Consider the following 13,217-nt stretch of genomic DNA (forward strand, 5'->3'; position numbering starts at 1 on the left):
GCCGAAGCTCATGAAGCCCGCGCCGGCCGCTACTGCTGCGACCCCGGCGCTGCCGGCCAGAAAGCTTCGCCTGGTAATAGCGTTTTCTGACATTGCTGATTCCTCTCTATATGCATCCTGCGTCATCGTTTCATCCATGATGCGAACCGCCATCAAGCCATCTGGGCCGACTCGGACTCCGCGCGCTGTTCCGCGCAGATGCCCAAGATCACGTCGACCAGGCTGATGTAGAACCGCGCGTCATCGTCAAGCTTGAGCAGCTTCAACCGGTAGTCGGTCAGCCAATCGAAGCGCTCGGCCACGAACCGTCGAGCTTCGGCGTCCATGCCGCTTCGCAGCAGAACTGCCACCAGATCGAGCTCCAACGCCAGGTGATCGGGGCAGTCGGCGTATTCCGCCGGCACCTCAAGGCCCAGCTGTTCGATCAACGCCCGCATGTAGCGCGCCGAAGCGCCCAGATACAGGCCCTTCTGCTTGCCGATAAGCGGATTCACGTTGCCGGGGGTGTTCCAATCCGTGTACAGCGACTCCACGGGAATCGCCGACTGGGGAAGCCCGCCGGTGAAGTGACGCGCCGCAAAACCCTGCTTCTCCTCGAAAAGCGGAGGGCAGAACAGCTCGTCCACCTCGTTGCTGGAAAGGAATTCCTGCATGGGCACGCGCACATGCATACGCTCGATGGGGCTTGCCTGCTTGCCGAAACGCGTATCGTCTTGCAGAAGACGGCGAACGCCGTCCGTGAACTCGGCCCAGGTCGCGCTGCGCGTCAGGCGCCTCCATTCGTCCTTCTCAACGGAACCGAAGCACTTCGAAAGCACCGAGAACACCGCTGCGTCGTCCATCATCTCGCGCTCACTCCTTTCCTTGGTCGCGGTTATAAGGTATGCAACCTTGCACATCCTGCGCTTGCCGCGCGGGCGTTCGCATCATGCGGGGTGTATCGCCCCGAAACGATTACGCGGTGACCGCGGTCGTCGTGCGAACGATGCCCTCGTCGATGATCTTCTGCGCGATATCCTGCCAATCGATGAACTGGATGGCGCCGTTGGGGCACTGCTCGGCGCAGCGGCCGCAGGAGATGCACTTCGTGGACACGCCGGTCTCGGTGTCGACGCGGGGCATGTTCCAGGGGCACGCCTGGCTGCACATGCCGCAGCCGATGCACTTCTTGGTGTCGACCGTGCGGGCGCCGGTCTTCTCGTCGGCGTAGATGGCGTGGACCGGGCAGTACTTCACGCACTGCGGGTCGGCGCACTGCTTGCAGTGCTCGACGGTGAACTCGCAAGCGCCGTGCTTGCCCTCACCGAAGGAGCCCTCGCCGGTGTCGGCGGAAGTGCCCCAATAATAGTTATCCCACACACGCACGCGGGCGATGTGCTGGCACACGCGACCGTCGTTCTTCAGCGTGCACATCATCTCGCAGCGCTGGCAGCCCGAGCAGCGGGCGCGGTCGGTGACGATCATCTTGGTGGGCGTGGTGCGCAGCTCGATGCGGCCGGACGCGATGGACTCCTGGGTGACGCCCCAGCTGGCCAGCGCGCCGCCGACGACCAGGCCTGCAACGCCGCAGCCGGCCATGGCCAGCACGTCGCGGCGGGTGATGTTCTTCTTGACCGGGGCGCTGCCGCTTGTATTCGTATCTGACATTCTCAGTACTCCCCCTCACATATATTGGTGAGTCGCTACCTTGCGCCGGTTCCTCCCTCAGCCGAGGCCTCGTCCGCCTCGTCCCTTCTGATTTCCGGCGCACACTCTTCGCCCTTTCCGGGTCACGCAACAGTAAGTAGTATGCGGCTCATCAGTTTTTCGGTATCCCCTCTTTGGGGGTCAATGCCGCCGCTTTTATCCCCTCATTCGCCGAAAATTCGCTTCCGTTCGCCGTTTACCAGGCCATTTCCATAAATTACCCTCAAAGAGGGGATGCCCGTTTCACAAGGTGCGCAACACTGCCCAGTGACGAATTGTCGTCTGCACCCGAATCGCCCGACATGTCACGCAACGCATGTATCGAGAAGAGATTTGGAGATGCAACATGGCTGACGAGAAGTCATACGGCTGGGCCGGCAAGATCCTGCGCGTCAATCTGACGACGGGCAGCATCACCACCGAGTCCACCGCACCTTATAAGGAATACATCGGCGGCATGGGCCTTGCTAACAAGATCATGTACGACGAGGTGCCCGCTGGCACCGATCCTCTGTCCGAGGAATCCAAGATCGTCTACGCCGTCGGCCCGCTGACCGCCTCCGGCGTGCCGCTGGCTGGCCGTACTACCATCAGCTTCCTGTCCACGTTCAGCAAGGACCATCTGGTCGTCGACGCCCACTGCGGCGGCATGATCGGCGCCCGCATCAAGCTGGCCGGCTACGACGCCATCATCGTCGAGGGCAAGTCCGACAAGCCGGTGTACCTGCATATCAAGGATGATCAGGTCGAGATCAAGGACGCATCCTTCGTCTGGGGCATGGGCACCCGTTCCACCACCGAGGCCCTGAACCGCCTCGAGGGCAACCGCGCCTGCGTGGCCACCATCGGCCCTGCTGGCGAGAACCTGCTGCCCTACGCCGTCATGATGAACTCCCGTAACCACTCCGCCGGCGCCGGCCTGGGCTGTGTCATGGGCTCCAAGAAGCTCAAGGCCCTGGTCGTCGAGGGCAACGGCAGCGTGAACGTCAAGGACCCGAAGGCCCTGGCCGAGCTGTCCGACTACATGCTGCGCGAGATCGTCGGCTCCAACAACAACCATGTCGTGCCGTCCACCCAGCAGGAATGGGCCGAGTACTACGACAAGGGCACCCGTTGGACCGCCAAGAAGGGCCTGTACTGGGCCGACGCCGAGGGCGAGCCGATCGAGACCGGCGAGCCGAAGCCTGGCGAGATCAACACCGTCGGCTACCGCTGCATGAAGACCACCAAGGACGAGGGTCCCGAGGCCGAGAAGTACACCATCAAGATGAACGGCTGCCACAGCTGCCCGATCCACTGCTACTCCGACATGCGCGTGCCGAACGCCAAGAAGAACGGCGGCTTCGAGATCACCGGCAACACCTGCGTGCCGAACTTCCCGTTCTCCATCTACATGGTGAAGATCCTGGGCGACCACACCCCTGTCAAGGCTTCCACCGAGGACGGCCTGATCTGGGACCAGGTCGTCGGCGGCACGATGGACGACCTGGGCATGTGGTGCAACTACGCTCAGATCTACCGCGACATCGCCCACTGCGTGTCCAAGGGCATCTTCAAGAAGGTGCTGCCCGAGGCCGAGTACAACATGTTCGACTGGGAGAAGTTCGAGAAGAACGACCCGACCATCATGGTCGAGCTGCTCAAGCACATCGCCCAGAACGATAACGAGATGTCCTACCTTGGCCACGGCCCGCTCGTGTGGTGCCCGCGCTGGGACGACATGGAGTGGTTCGACACCACCGCTAGCTGCCTGATCAACTACCGCGGCTGGCCGGTGCACCACGCAATCGAGTCCTATGGCCAGGTCGGCGGCCTGCTGAACATGGTGTTCAACCGCGACCCCATGATCCACTCGCATCAGAACATGCTGCAGTGCGGCCTTCCGCACGAGCTGAAGCAGCAGATCGCTGCCGAGCTGTGGGGCGGCGAGGATGCTCTGGACGACGCCAAGGATTACAAGCCGATGAACGAGCACAAGGCCAACTTCTGCTGGTGGTCCATCGTCACCGACGTGCTGCATGACTCGCTGACGCTGTGCAACTGGGTGTGGCCGATGGCCCAGTCCCCGTCGAAAAGCCGCAACTACCGCGGCGACCTCGACCTGGAGGCCAAGTTCTACAAGGCCGTCACCGGCGAGGATGTCACCACCGACGAGCTGTACAAGCGCGCCGCCAAGATCATGACGCTGCAGCGCGCCAACACCGTGCGCGGCATGACCGACAAGGACGGCAAGATCGGCTGCAACGACTGCCGCACCATCCACGACGTCATCACCCAGTGGCCGTTCACGAAGGATCCGGACAAGGAGCCGTTCACCAAGGGCACCGACAAGATGGAGAAGGAAGACTTCCAGAAGGGCCTGACCATGCTGTACGAGAAGTTTGGTTGGGATTCCGAGAAGGGCTGCCCGACGGCCGACTGCCTGGACTACTACGGCATGGACGACGTCAAGGCCGAGCTGCAGGGCCTGAACCTGCTGCCGTAAACGCTAAGCTGGCAAGCTAGACCGGCAAAGCAAGCCTGAATCGCAAACGCCCCCCGTTGCGCAGACAGCGGGGGGCGTTTTTTGCGCTCTAGGGATAAGCCGAACACGCAGAGTTCCGCGGTTACAGGACAGAGAGCGCGTCCGCATCCCATTGTTTTCCAAGGTCGATTGCTATGAGCCAGAAGAAGCGGCGATCGTCCCAAAGGCTGGCATGAACTCCAAGGGACGCCTTGCGGGGTTGCAAGAAAAGGTGGAACGAGACGGGCGCCAGCACCCCTTCGCGAAAAAAAATGCGCCCCGAGCGGTTTCGCTCGGGGCGCATTGCGTTATGTATGGCTGCTGCGCGTTAGGCCCTCATCGGGCGTTACACGTCGGCGGGACGCTCCACCGCGTCGTATTCGGCCAACGATGCCGCATAGCCGGACTCGAGGTACTGCGTGGAATAGTAGTACACATCACCGTTAGAAGCCTCGGTGCGCTCGATGTCCGGATAGTTGCCGGAATCGCGAACCGCCTGCCACGTTTCCTCGATCTGCTCGTCGGTCATACGGAACGGCGGGTTCTTCAGGCACTCAGCGGCATAAGGGCGCGGGTACACGCGCGAATCCTCGCGCACGCACTCGACGAACGTGACCACCGGGTTGTCTTCGGCGGCCAGGAACGCCCAACGCGCATAGCTGGCGGTCATGAGCGTTTCGTCGTACAGATAGTAACTGTGCATGCCCATGAGCACCTTGATGCGGTTGCACTTGATCTCCTTGCGCACGGGTACCGCGTTCTCTTCCTCCACGAGCACCCATTCGCCTTCGATCTGCTCGAGGCGATAGCCTTCGGGAATGCGCAGGCCGGCGAAGGGGCTCCTATCGTCCTCGACGGGTTGCTCGTCGTTGGCTTCTGCTTCGTCGGGAGAAGCTGGGGCGGGCTCGGAGGCTGCGGGCGCTGCGGCGACGGCGGTTTCGGCAGCCTGCGCGGCGTTGCCGGCATCGACGACCTGCGTAGAGGCATCGGCTGCGGCGGTTTCGGCCTCAGCGGAGCCCTGGTCAGCAGCAGCCGAAGCCTTATCGGCGGTTTCGCCAGCTCCAGCGACATCAGCCGCTTTCTCCTCGTTGTCGGCCTCGATCTGCGCCAAGCGGCGGTTCGGGATCTTCGGGGGCACGCCCACCGCTCGGGTGGCCGAACGCACCGCGGCGGCCTTCTCGCGCTCGGCGGCACGCTCCGCTTCGATCTCGTCCTTGTGCTCCGCCTGGTAATCCTCGAGCCATTCGTACACGAACATCTCGAAGTCCTCGGCCGTCATATGGTCAGGCACCAGGCCGATCTCGGGCCAGCGCTCGGGCGTGACCAGATGGCTGTCGGCCGACTGCTTGCGCACGTCGTCGAACACGTCGGCGAGCGCGTTGTTCTCGGCCAACTCGCGTGCTGCCGCAAGCTCCTCCTCCGTGGGCTCGTCGGCCGCTTCCCCCTCGGGCGCCTCGTCAGCACCAGCGGCGGCGGCTTCCGCATCAGCGGTGTTTGCGGCGCCTTGCTCGGCAGCCGTCTCCCCCGCATCCGATTCCACGGCTTCTGAAACGACTTCCTGGCCCACTGCCTCCTCGACGGTATTCATCTGCTCGCTCATTTCGCCTCGCCGGCCTTCTGCTTCGCGATGGCCTCGTTGACCCTCATCTCGACGCGCGTGTCGCGCAGGCTGCAGTGCTCGCACATTAGGCATGCCACCGACATCTCGTCGCACGGCAGCTTCTCGTCCATCTCCGCAAGCGACATGCCGCAACGATACATCCAGTCGCCCACCAAACCACGCACGGCCTCGATTGCGAACAGGGTGGTGTGCCCCTTGCCCTTCGGCACGCCGTCGACCGCGGCTTCCACGTCCTTAGGCGTCAGCTCGAGCGCCTGCGAGAACGTCTTGCCCTCGATCATGGAGCAGATGGCGCTTGCGCAGCCGGTCATGGCCAGGCATCCGCGGCTTTTGAAGCCCACCTTCACGAACACCGGGTCGGCAACGGAGTCGTCGACCACCGCGAACAGGCGCAACGCCACTTCGCCGCGCTTGGACTTGCCCACCATGCTCTGCACGTTGAAGCCTTCGGGCTTACCCGCGTTCTTGAAGTTCGCCACGATGGCGAGCATCGTTTCCGAGTAGCCTTCCACGCCGTTGTCCAGCTCGGTCTGATACACGTCCTTCGTGCGGATGAGCGCACGATCGTCCGGCTCGTGATAGATGTCACGACCCTCATCCGGCTCATCGAACGTGATTTCGTGCTCGTTCGCCATTTCGATACCCCCTACTGTTAACGATGCTGTTACGATGCATTATTTCCCATATGGTATGATGGCGAACATGGCGTTTCGCGCATACCCTCTTTGAGGGAATTTGCGGACAAGTAAGCCGGCTTTTTGGGGAAAGGGCCGGTCACCTGGCAAAACGCGCCGCATACACCAGGAGGATCAGTGAGGACCAACGAAGCGGGCGATTCCATCGCCCAGCGCTCACAAAGGCAGGAAGGGATATCGGCCTCAGGACAACCGGCAAGCGCTTCAAGCGCCGCCGGTGCGAAGCCGAGCGCTCGAACGCGCACGAACCACCTTGCGCCCGATGACGCCGCCCATCCCATGCCAACCGGCACGAAGCTGCTTAGCCTGTACATCCCGCTCATCCCCTCCATCTTGGGCCTGTGCTTCGCGCGTGCGGGGCTTATCGTTGCCGGCTACGGCAGCTATACCCACACCGATGAGGGCATATTCACCGATGGCGCCATGCTCGTGGCGCTTTCTATCATGGCCGTTATCCTGCTGGTCATCGGAACGCGAAAGATCCGCCTGAAGAAACGCACCACCAACCGCATCATGCGCACGTGCATCGTGCTGGAAGCGGCATGCGTCCTCGCCTTGCCCCTGGTCCACCTTGCAGGAGTCTTCTCGCCGAACGCGCACTACTGGCTTTGCGTTGCCGTCACGCTCTTCGGATCGTTCGCCATCTTCTACTGGCTGCGCCGCGCCCGCGGATGCGGCAGCACCACCGCCGTGCTGTACGTGTTCAGCGCCCTTGCCATCAGCGAGGTCGAAATCTACATCTGCTCGCTCATCGGCACGTACGGCTTCTACGTTGCCGCCGCGCTTACGCTTTTGCAGTTCCCCTGTATGCTGGGTGCGCGCAAAAACAAGCTGGCGAACGATATCGAATCGTTCACGCCCAACGACGACTTCTTCGGATTCGCCACCACGCTGCTGTCGAGCAAGCGCTTCCTCACGGCAACGGCCACGAGCATCGGCGTGCTCTCAATCGTGGACGGCTTTTTGCGGGGCTACCCCGACGGCATGCCAATCGCGTTCCAACCCGCCACCCGAGTTGCGTACGGCCTGCTCACCATAGCCATCTGCATCATCACCATCGCCCTGATGATGCGCAAGCGCAGACGCGTGATGACCGTTGACATGTTCATCCTCATGGAATTGCTGGCATGCATCGCGCTGGTGATGTACGCAGCCTTCCCCGGCATGCCGGATATCGGCGCCGTGTTCACCACAACGCTCAACGCGCTGCTGGTGGCGTTCGCCTGGTACATCATCATCGCGTTCATGAGCTTCGGCTGGCGCGACCCGTACTACTACGCGCTGGGCGGCTGGATCGTATGGCTCGGCTGCCGCGCCATCGCACGCGTCACGCTGATCAACGTGCAATCGCTTTCCACAAACGACCTGCTCATCAACGCCGTCATGGGCACCTGCGTGGTTATCTCCACACAGGTTGCGCTCGGACAGTTCCTTAAGGTTTCCCAGATGGAGGCAGAGGAGCGTCATGACTTGCACGTACGCCGCATGGAGCGCCTGGAGAAGCAGCTCACGCGGGCGCAGGCGAATGTGGAAGCGCTCACGATCTTGAAAAACAACGCTGGCGAATACAGCGAGTGCGCCGCTTGCGCAAATGCGGCGTCTATGGGCGCGGGTGCCGCCGGTACAGTCGGTGCCCCGAACCCCTTGCAATGCGCAGGGATAACGCCCGTTGAAAGCGTCGACCAAGACGATGCCGCGGACGAGAGCCGCGACGTGCAGCCCGGTTCCACGCATGGGATGCGACTGGTGCGCCTGATGGGCCTTGATGAGGGCGATTCCATAGCCGACATCCGCAAGGCCACCATGCGGAACAATGCCGAGCAGATGGGCAAGCAGTTCCTGCTCTCCGACCGCGAGATCGAGGTGCTTGCGCTGTACGCGCTAGGTTGGACGCAGAAGCGCGTCGCCGAGGAGCTTTACATCAGCCCCAGCACCGCGCACGCCCACATCAAGCGAATCTACGCGAAAACGGGTCTGCATTCCCGTCAAGAGATTCTGGACTTCATGGACCAGTACACATCTTAAAGAACCGCAATGCCCGCCTGATGGCGGGCATTGCGCTGACAGGGACTGCAACGCCCGCCCTACTGGGAAGCGTTGCGCCAAAAGACGGCATGCCAAATGACCTCATCAGGAGCCCCATGCTGAAAAGCATCACATCTAAAGGAACGCGCCGAAAGCGCCGCACCTGAAGGCGACAAACTAGAACGCGGCGTCGATGGGGTCGCTGACCTCCACATCCTCCTGACCTCGCTCTAGCGCCGTCAGCGCATCAAGCAGGGGCTGCTGCGTGCCGTCGAGCATGCGCAGGTTCATGGTGACCGCATCGGCGAAATCGGTGGACAGCACCTTGGCGCCGTGGTCTTCCGCCAGGCGCATCAGCTGCTCGTAACGCGGATACGCTATGCGGATGCGCAGATCCACGCAACGCGACACCACCACCAGCTGCGCGGCGTCGATACCCGCCTGGGTTGACTGCGTATATGCGCGCACCAAGCCGCCCGTGCCCAGCAGCACGCCGCCGAAATAGCGCGTGACCACGCACACCACATCGGTCAGGCCCGCATGCTGCAGCACCTCGAGGGTAGGCAGGCCCGCGGTCTTCTGAGGTTCGCCATCGTCGGAATAGCGAACGCGCCCCGCGGCGCCCGCTCCGCCCTGGCGCAGGATGTACGCATACACGTTATGGCGTGCCATGCGGTTCGCCGCACGGATCTCCTCGAGGAACGCCAGCGCCTCTTCCTCGGTCTCCACATGGGCCAAGCTGGCGATGAAGCGGCTTTTCTTCTCCTCGATCTCGGCGACGGCACGCCCCTCGATGGTGGTGTACGAGCTCATTCGATTCCTATTCTCCGATGGCCATTTGAAGCAAGTATACTTCTTCGCGTAGATTGCGCGCAGTCTCGCGGCTGATGGCGCCTTCGTCGCGCATCGCCTGGATCTCCTCGAGCTCGATGCGCAGGGCCTCGGCCTCAACGTCGGACACACGCGCCTTGATCACCTGGATCTTCTGCGTGTCCATGCCCTCAAGCGCGCCGCGCATGCCGCCGGCGTCCACGCCCACCACGCTGCCCGCCACGTTGGCGCTCGCCAGCTTCTCCGGCTCGTTTACCGCACGCAGGAACGCCAGCGTGGAGCGACACTCAGCCGCAAGCACGCCTGCGCCGTCAGCGATCTCGAGGTTCTCGTCTTTCATGCGAAGCTCGTAATACGCAAGCGCGCACTCCTCCAGCTCGATGCGCAGCCGACGATGCTGCTCGATCTGGGCTTCATCGTCCACCACATGACGAACCGCGCGATCGATGCGGCGCGCCGTGTGCACAGTGCCCACCTTTAAGCGACTCCACACCTCGCCCAGAGCCTGTCGACGCGTATGCGCACGCAGAAGCGTGCGGCGAGAGCTCTCCAAGCGTTCGATTTCGCGCTCACCCTCGGCACGGGAAATGCGCCCTTCGCGGATATAGTTGTCGACCTGGGCCTTCTGTTGCTCAATCGCCGTTGCGCGCAGCTCGAGCAAGCACGGAGCCGAGGTGTTCTTGCGGCGCAACCGCTTGATGCGCTCGCTGTACTGCCGGACAACGATCTGCGTGGAGGCCTCGTTGGTCGGCGTCTTCTGCTCGCGCATTTGGCGGATGACGCGCTTGAGGATCTCGATGTGGGCCGCATTCACCGCTTGCTCGTCCTGCTCGTCAGCCTGCTCCTTCGGCGCAAGCAGCGGCACCACGAAGTTCGCCAACAGCAGCGTGCATAGGATGACGCCCGATGCCAGGAAGATCAGGTTGTCGCGCTGGGGAAACACCTCGCCCGTTGAGAGGGTGAACGGAATGGTCATGATAATGGACAGCGTGATGGCGCCCTTCGGACCCGAAAGCGTGGTAACCAGGGCGTCGCGCACCAACTGCCCGCCGGTGCGCGGCTTGGAGCTGCGGTGCACGCGCTCCATGATAAGCACCCACAGGAAGCGCACGCCTACCACCAGCGCCGTGACGAGCAGCACCAAAGCGCACAGCAGAAGCGAGCTGGTTTCGCTGCTGTGCCACGACGGCATAACGGCCCTTGGCAGCTGCATGCCAAGCATGACGAACACCACGCCGTTGATGACGAACACGAGCGCTTCCCACACGCTATTGGAGGCGATTTTCAGACGCGCGGCGGCGGGCGTGGGCTTGTGCGGCATCAGCGCGATGAGCAGGCCGGCGGCTACCACGGCCAGGATGCCGCTTGTGCCGAAATGCTCGGCCGTCAGGAACGTGATGAAGGGCGTGAACACCTCGAACACCACGTGCACCGTGATGCTCTCGTAGCCGTAGCTACGGATGGCACCGAGTGCAAGCACTGCCAGCAGGCCCACCACCAAGCCGACCGCAATACCCCCGAAGAAGCTGATAGCGAAGCTTTGCGCGGCGTTTACCAGGGAGAACGAGCCCGTGATAGCCGCGGCTATGGCGAACTGAAACGACACGACGCCCGATGCGTCGTTGATGAGCGCCTCGCCGGAGAGCAGGGATTTTTGACGGCCGGACAGATGGATGTCCTTGCCAAGGGCCGAGACAGCCACGGCATCGGTGGGCCCCAACGCCGCGCCCAGGGCGAACGCCGCCGCAAGCGGGATGGAGGGCTCTAGCCAGTTCAGCACGAAGCCGACCACCAAAACCGTGGCGAGCACCAGACCGACAGCAAGGGACACGATGGCCCCCTTGTTATCCCAAAGCCCACGTTTACTTGCATGCCGCGATTCGTCGAACAGCAAAGGAGCGATGAACAGCACAAGGAACAGCTCAGGATCGATTGCCACGTCGACAGGCGTGCCCACCAACAAGATGATGACGGCGCCTAGCGCGATCTGCACCAGCGGCAGCGACACGCGCGGGGTGACCTGGTCGAGCACGGCGGAGACAAGCACCGCCGCCAATAACAGCAACACGAACTCGAGCATTTCCATAAGCATACTTCCTTCGGGATGATCGCCACGGTATTAAGGTTTCCGCACTATAGTAGCAAGCGAAACAGGCCCGAAGAGAGCAACGCTGCGTCAACAAGAATGAAGCACAGCGTTTCACACCAAAATGGGTAGGTTTGCGGAATGAATGGCAGGGCGCTGCAATTGTCCTCGCATATGAAAAAGACCCGCCGAAGCGGGTCTTTCGATTTCGAATGGTGCGGGCGAGAGGACTTGAACCTCCATGGGGTTGCCCCCATACGGACCTGAACCGTACGCGTCTGCCAATTCCGCCACGCCCGCAAATTGGCGCCTTAACAAGGCAAGAAGGTATGTTACGTCATTTTCCCGGTCCGCGCAAGAGTGAATTTCCAAAAACATCTTGCACCCTCTTACGAAACGGAAAGGCAGGCTTTACCAAATTGGATTGCGCGGGGCGCTCAGGCGACACGCAAAGCGGGACGTGAAACATTTAAGCTATTGCGTAAAACAAAGCTCGAGGCTTCGGCTGAAACGCAGACAGAGTTCGGAGCATTCAAATCCAGACATAAGCCGGAATCCCCTACCTTCAGCCATGCTGCTGATGGAGAGCAGCACATCTCACAAGATACAAAAAGACCCGCCGAAGCGGGTCTTTCGATTTCGAATGGTGCGGGCGAGAGGACTTGAACCTCCATGGGGTTGCCCCCATACGGACCTGAACCGTACGCGTCTGCCAATTCCGCCACGCCCGCGAATTGGCGCCTGATTTCTCAAAGCGGATATATATGTTACACGCTTTCATCCGCGCATGCAAGTGCTAACGCGCAATTTCTTTCCGGATTTTTATAACAATGCCTGCGAGCATAAGCACCGTCACCGCAAGCAGCACGGTGTCGCCTGCTGCCCCTGATGCGTACGTTCCAGGCATTGCGCCTGTTAGGAGCACGTTTGGCGCCAGATACAGCACATCGAAGCCGGCGTGGATGAGCGCACAAGGCCACAGTCGACGCGTTTGCGCGTACAACACGCCCAAAATCACGCTGAACAGCAGAGCCTGCACAAACTTCAACGCCGTCTGCATAAACACCAGTTGGCCAACCGATATATCGGGCACGCCAACGTGCAGCAACGCGAACAACGCCGCCGATGCCAAGATGGCGCGCTTTGACGCGATATCGAGAGCGACAGACGGCCTTGCAACACCATGCTCAACATCGCTGGAAACGTCAACGGATTTGCCAGCAGTTTGTTCGCAAGCAGCACGTCTAGGAGCGGCTCCGCCTTCCCCCATCGCGCTCTCAAACGCCTCTATGCCCAGCACGCGCATGAACGCTTCCTCGTACACGCCGGTAAGGAGGCAAATCCCTAACAAGAGCAGCAGGTTTTCCATAAGGTCGGCAGCCGACGACAACACAGCGGATACAAAGCCCGCTCCGTTGCCGCTATTAGCGAAATACCAGGTCAAAAGGGTTATCGCCCCACCGACAAGACCCGTTAAGAGTAAGGCGATCATTGCAAAACGCACCGCGTTCCGTCGTTGCACGGTTTGCGTACAACGCTTAAGCGTATCAGGAGCGGCGAACCTCACGGCCACAAGTGCGACCAGCGCCAACACCGCTTCCTGTAGCAACGCGGCCAGCAGCGTATCGGAAGGCATGGCGTTCATAGCCGCAAATGATGCGACGAGCAGCACGGCAAATGCCGCAACGAGCTTTCCGTTTCGCACCTTACGCACCTCCTCCGCGCATACGCCTCTAACCCCGCCTCGTCGCTTCAGCAGGTTCGCCCGCA

General features: G+C 61.7%; 10 protein-coding genes and 2 tRNA genes. 2 read left to right on the plus strand and 10 right to left on the minus strand.

The genetic code is table 11. The features are described from left to right. The 3 genes from Q0G75_RS09340 to Q0G75_RS02720 form a co-directional block, all read right to left on the minus strand. Positions 1–153, minus strand: a 153-nt coding sequence (locus tag Q0G75_RS09340) for a twin-arginine translocation signal domain-containing protein (protein ID WP_365910603.1), incomplete at its 3' end; no start/stop codon positions are given. Then, positions 153–845, minus strand: coding sequence for a molecular chaperone TorD family protein (locus Q0G75_RS02715; protein WP_294416625.1), 693 nt, complete (start codon positions 843–845; stop codon positions 153–155). The genes Q0G75_RS02715 and Q0G75_RS09340, both read right to left, overlap by 1 nt. A gap of 109 nt (positions 846–954) precedes the next feature. After that, positions 955–1,647: a ferredoxin-like protein gene (locus tag Q0G75_RS02720; protein WP_294381414.1), complete on the minus strand. Its 693-nt coding sequence runs from the start codon at positions 1,645–1,647 to the stop codon at positions 955–957. A 385-nt stretch (positions 1,648–2,032) separates the two neighbouring features. Here Q0G75_RS02720 and Q0G75_RS02725 point away from each other — a divergent pair, with 385 nt between their 5' ends. Beyond that, the gene (locus tag Q0G75_RS02725; RefSeq protein WP_294416626.1) at positions 2,033–4,171 is read left to right on the plus strand and encodes an aldehyde ferredoxin oxidoreductase; all 2,139 of its coding nucleotides are present in this window, start codon (positions 2,033–2,035) and stop codon (positions 4,169–4,171) included. A gap of 364 nt (positions 4,172–4,535) precedes the next feature. Here the strand turns inward: Q0G75_RS02725 and Q0G75_RS02730 are convergent, their stop codons facing one another. Together Q0G75_RS02730 and Q0G75_RS02735 are read right to left on the minus strand one after the other, a co-directional pair. Then, a complete protein-coding gene (locus Q0G75_RS02730) occupies positions 4,536–5,789 on the minus strand; it encodes a hypothetical protein (RefSeq protein WP_294416628.1) in 1,254 nt (417 codons plus the stop codon). Further along, a complete protein-coding gene (locus Q0G75_RS02735) occupies positions 5,786–6,445 on the minus strand; it encodes an iron-sulfur cluster assembly scaffold protein (RefSeq protein ID WP_294416630.1) in 660 nt (219 codons plus the stop codon). Before Q0G75_RS02735 ends, Q0G75_RS02730 begins: the two co-directional genes overlap by 4 nt. 177 nt (positions 6,446–6,622) lie before the next feature. Between Q0G75_RS02735 and Q0G75_RS02740 the strand changes: the two genes are divergently transcribed. Further along, entirely contained in the window at positions 6,623–8,530 is a 1,908-nt protein-coding gene (locus tag Q0G75_RS02740; RefSeq protein WP_294416632.1) for a LuxR C-terminal-related transcriptional regulator, read from the plus strand. Between the two features lie 177 nt (positions 8,531–8,707). On the opposite strand, the gene Q0G75_RS02745 is transcribed toward Q0G75_RS02740, so the two are convergent. The 5 genes from Q0G75_RS02745 to Q0G75_RS02765 all read right to left on the minus strand — a co-directional run bounded on the left by Q0G75_RS02745 (position 8,708) and on the right by Q0G75_RS02765 (position 13,152). Continuing rightward, entirely contained in the window at positions 8,708–9,343 is a 636-nt protein-coding gene (locus Q0G75_RS02745; protein ID WP_294161577.1) for a YigZ family protein, read from the minus strand. Between the two features lie 7 nt (positions 9,344–9,350). After that, positions 9,351–11,447 (minus strand): Na+/H+ antiporter, encoded by a 2,097-nt coding sequence (locus tag Q0G75_RS02750; RefSeq protein WP_294416634.1) that lies wholly within the window; start codon positions 11,445–11,447, stop codon positions 9,351–9,353. A 213-nt stretch (positions 11,448–11,660) separates the two neighbouring features. Then, positions 11,661–11,747 (minus strand) — tRNA-Leu (locus Q0G75_RS02755). Between the two features lie 344 nt (positions 11,748–12,091). Continuing rightward, positions 12,092–12,178: transfer RNA gene (locus Q0G75_RS02760), tRNA-Leu, on the minus strand. A gap of 65 nt (positions 12,179–12,243) precedes the next feature. Next, entirely contained in the window at positions 12,244–13,152 is a 909-nt protein-coding gene (locus Q0G75_RS02765) for a CPBP family intramembrane glutamic endopeptidase (RefSeq protein WP_294416636.1), read from the minus strand. Between the last annotated feature and the right edge of the window lie 65 nt (positions 13,153–13,217).

The organism is uncultured Senegalimassilia sp. (genome assembly GCF_934636665.1).
GTDB lineage: Bacteria > Actinomycetota > Coriobacteriia > Coriobacteriales > Eggerthellaceae > Senegalimassilia.

Bases quoted from the DNA above. Each gene is read 5' to 3' on its own strand.
- Q0G75_RS02715 (WP_294416625.1), bottom strand. From the start codon at position 845: ATGATGGACGACGCAGCGGTGTTCTCGGTGCTTTCGAAGTGCTTCGGT.
- Q0G75_RS02720 (WP_294381414.1), bottom strand. From the start codon at position 1,647: ATGTCAGATACGAATACAAGCGGCAGCGCCCCGGTCAAGAAGAACATC.
- Q0G75_RS02725 (WP_294416626.1), top strand. From the start codon at position 2,033: ATGGCTGACGAGAAGTCATACGGCTGGGCCGGCAAGATCCTGCGCGTC.
- Q0G75_RS02730 (WP_294416628.1), bottom strand. From the start codon at position 5,789: ATGAGCGAGCAGATGAATACCGTCGAGGAGGCAGTGGGCCAGGAAGTC.
- Q0G75_RS02735 (WP_294416630.1), bottom strand. From the start codon at position 6,445: ATGGCGAACGAGCACGAAATCACGTTCGATGAGCCGGATGAGGGTCGT.
- Q0G75_RS02745 (WP_294161577.1), bottom strand. From the start codon at position 9,343: ATGAGCTCGTACACCACCATCGAGGGGCGTGCCGTCGCCGAGATCGAG.
- Q0G75_RS02750 (WP_294416634.1), bottom strand. From the start codon at position 11,447: ATGGAAATGCTCGAGTTCGTGTTGCTGTTATTGGCGGCGGTGCTTGTC.